Consider the following 3,158-nt stretch of genomic DNA (forward strand, 5'->3'; position numbering starts at 1 on the left):
CAACGAGACTGGTCGGCCCTCGGCATGGAACGCCTGCTGGTCACGCCGCTGTCGCGCTTCCCCCAAGGGACCTCCATCCGCCTGAACGAAGGCGTCCTATTTCTAACCTACGCTACGCTACGGTCCGACGACCGTGGGGAGAAGCTTTCGCGGGTCAAGCAGATCGTCGAATGGTTGGGCTCCGATTTCGACGGAGTGATCATTTTCGACGAGTCCCACGCGATGCAGAACGCCGGCGGCGGCAAGGGAGAACGGGGCGACGTGGCCCCATCGCAGCAGGGCCGTGCGGGTCTTCGGCTCCAGCACGCGCTCGCAAACGCCCGCGTGGTCTATGTCTCGGCAACTGGCGCGACGACCGTCCACAATCTCGCCTATGCCCAACGCCTCGGCCTCTGGGGCGGCGATGATTTTCCCTTCGCCAATCGCGCAGAGTTTGTCGAGGCCGTGGAGAATGGCGGTGTCGCGGCCATGGAGGTGCTCGCCCGCGATCTTCGCGCACTCGGCCTCTACACGGCCCGGTCGCTCTCCTATGATGGCGTCGAATATGAGCTGGTCGAGCACCAGCTCACGCCCGAGCAGACCCGCATCTACGATGCCTATGCCGGCGCCTTCGCCATCATCCACAATCATCTCGACGCTGCGATGCAGGCTGCCAACATCACCGGCGACAGCGGCACGCTGAACCGGCAGGCGAAGTCCGCGGCGCGTTCGGCCTTCGAGAGCGCGAAGCAGCGCTTCTTCGGTCATCTCTTGACCAGCATGAAGACGCCGACGCTGATCCGCTCGATCGAGCAGGACCTGGCCGACGGGCATACCGCCGTCATCCAGATCGTCTCGACCGGCGAAGCGCTGATGGAACGGCGTCTGGCCGAGATCCCGACCGAGGAGTGGCACGACGTGCGCGTCGACATCACGCCGCGCGAATATGTCCTCGACTATCTCGCCCATTCCTTCCCGGTGCAGCTCTACGAGCCGTTCTCCGACAGCGAGGGCAATCTGTCGTCGCGGCCGGTCTACCGGGACGGCCAGCCCGTAGAGAGCCGGGAAGCCGTCGCTCGCCGCGACGAGCTAATCGAGCGGCTCGCCTTGCTTGAGCCCGTGCCCGGCGCCCTCGACCAGATCGTCCAGCGCTTCGGCACCGACGTCGTCGCCGAAGTCACTGGCCGGTCGCGGCGCGTGGTGCGCAAGGGCGAGCGCCTTGCCGTCGAGAACCGCGCGGGGTCGGCCAATCTCGCCGAGGCAGCCGCCTTCATGGACGACCAGAAGCGCATCCTCGTCTTCTCGGATGCCGGCGGCACGGGCCGCAGTTATCACGCCGATCTCGCTGTCCGGAACCAGCGCCTGCGCATCCACTATCTCCTGGAGCCGGGCTGGAAAGCCGACGCCGCGATCCAGGGGCTCGGCCGCACCAACCGCACAAACCAGGCGCAGCCGCCGCTCTTCCGACCGATCGCCAGCGACGTGAAGGCCGAGAAGCGCTTCCTCTCGACGATCGCGCGCCGGCTCGACACGCTCGGCGCCATCACGCGCGGCCAGCGCCAGTCCGGCGGCCAAGGCCTGTTCCGGCCGGAGGACAATCTCGAAAGTCCCTATGCCCGCGATGCGCTCCGCCAGCTCTACCTGCTGCTCGTTCGCGGCAAGGTCGAGGGCTGCTCGCTCGACCGTTTCGAGTCCGCCACCGGGCTGAAACTCATGGATGATAACGGCATCAAGGACGAGCTGCCGCCGATCACGACTTTCCTCAACCGGCTGCTGGCGCTCGCCATCGACCTGCAGGGCGTGCTGTTCACGGCGTTCGAGCAGCTCCTGACCGCCAAGGTCGAGGGCGCGATCCGCAGCGGCGTCTATGACATCGGGCTCGAGACCCTGCAGGCCGAGAGCTTCGTCGTCACCGACGCCCGAGTGATCCACACCCATCCTGGCACCGGCACGGAAACCCGGCTGCTCACCATCACCCGCCGCGAGCGCAACCGGCCGACGACGCTCGCCGATGCTCTCGACCACCTCTCCGATCCGCGGGCGCGGCTCTTGGTCAACGGCCGCTCCGGACGCGCCGCTCTCCAGATTTCCGCATCATCGATGATGCTTGACGATGGCGAGATCGAGCGCCGCGTCTGCCTGATCCGGCCGATGGAGCAGCACTACGCGCCGCTGCGCATGATGGAGGAGAGTCATTGGGAGGAAGCCGATCGCGCCGCCTTCGCCGCGGCGTGGTGGGCGGAACTGAACGATGTGCCGGAGTTCTCCGACAGCACGATCCACATCGTTGCCGGACTGCTGTTGCCGATCTGGAAGCGGCTGCCGAACGAGTCGACCCGCGTCTACCGTCTCCAGACCGATGCAGGCGAGCGCATCATCGGCCGGCGCGTCTCGCCCGCCTGGGCGGCAAACGCCGTGACGACGGGCGCCACGTCGCTGACCCCGGAGCAGGTCTTCGCCGCGCTGATGGATGGCACCACGATCATCGATCTCGCCGACGGCCTTCAGCTTCGGCGCGCGCGCGTCATGGGCGCCCAGCGATTGGAGCTGACCGGCTTCACCGAGGCCATGCGGGATCGTCTGCGGGCCTATGGCTTGTTCAGCGAGATCATCTCGTGGAAGCTCCGCTTCTTCGTGCCGGTCGACGCCGCCGGGCCGGAAGTTCTCGCCAAACTGCTCGACACCTTCCCCGTAGCGCGCATCTCCGAGCGGGAGGCAGCGTGATGGCACGTCAGGACGCTTCCGATCTTGCGCATCGTCTCGGCCGGCAAGCCGAGGCGGTGTGCCGACACTACCTCTCCAGCGGCCGCCGCGAGGGTGGGTACTGGCTGGTGGGCGACGTGCGCAACACGCCCGGCCGCTCGATGTATGTCCGGCTCAAGGACACACCGAAGGGTCTCGCCGGCAAATGGACCGACGCGGCGACCGGCGAGCATGGCGATCTCCTCGACGTCATCCGCGAAAGCTGCGGCCTGCTCGATTTCAAGGACGTCACGGACGAGGCGCGGACCTTCCTCAGCATGCCACCGCCGGAGCCGGAATCTCGCCAGCAACCGCGGCAAAGCCCGGTGCCGCATGGGTCGCCCGAGGCCGCCCTTCGGCTGATCCGCATGTCGCAGCCGATCTACGGCACGCTCGTACAGGCGTATTTACGCGAACGCGGCATTACGGATTTACGC

At 66.9% G+C, this 3,158-nt stretch carries 1 protein-coding gene and 1 pseudogene; both read left to right on the forward strand.

The window, feature by feature from the left end; translation table 11 throughout:
• Positions 1-2,703 (forward strand): strawberry notch family protein (locus JHD07_RS29885; RefSeq protein WP_291628677.1); only part of this gene is annotated, 2,703 nt, incomplete at its 5' end.
• A pseudogene (locus JHD07_RS29890) lies at positions 2,703-3,158 on the forward strand (DNA primase); the annotation flags it as partial. The gene JHD07_RS29885 and the pseudogene JHD07_RS29890, both read left to right, overlap by 1 nt.

It is taken from the genome of Bradyrhizobium sp. (assembly GCF_016462955.1).
Classification (GTDB): Bacteria; Pseudomonadota; Alphaproteobacteria; order Rhizobiales; family Xanthobacteraceae; genus Bradyrhizobium.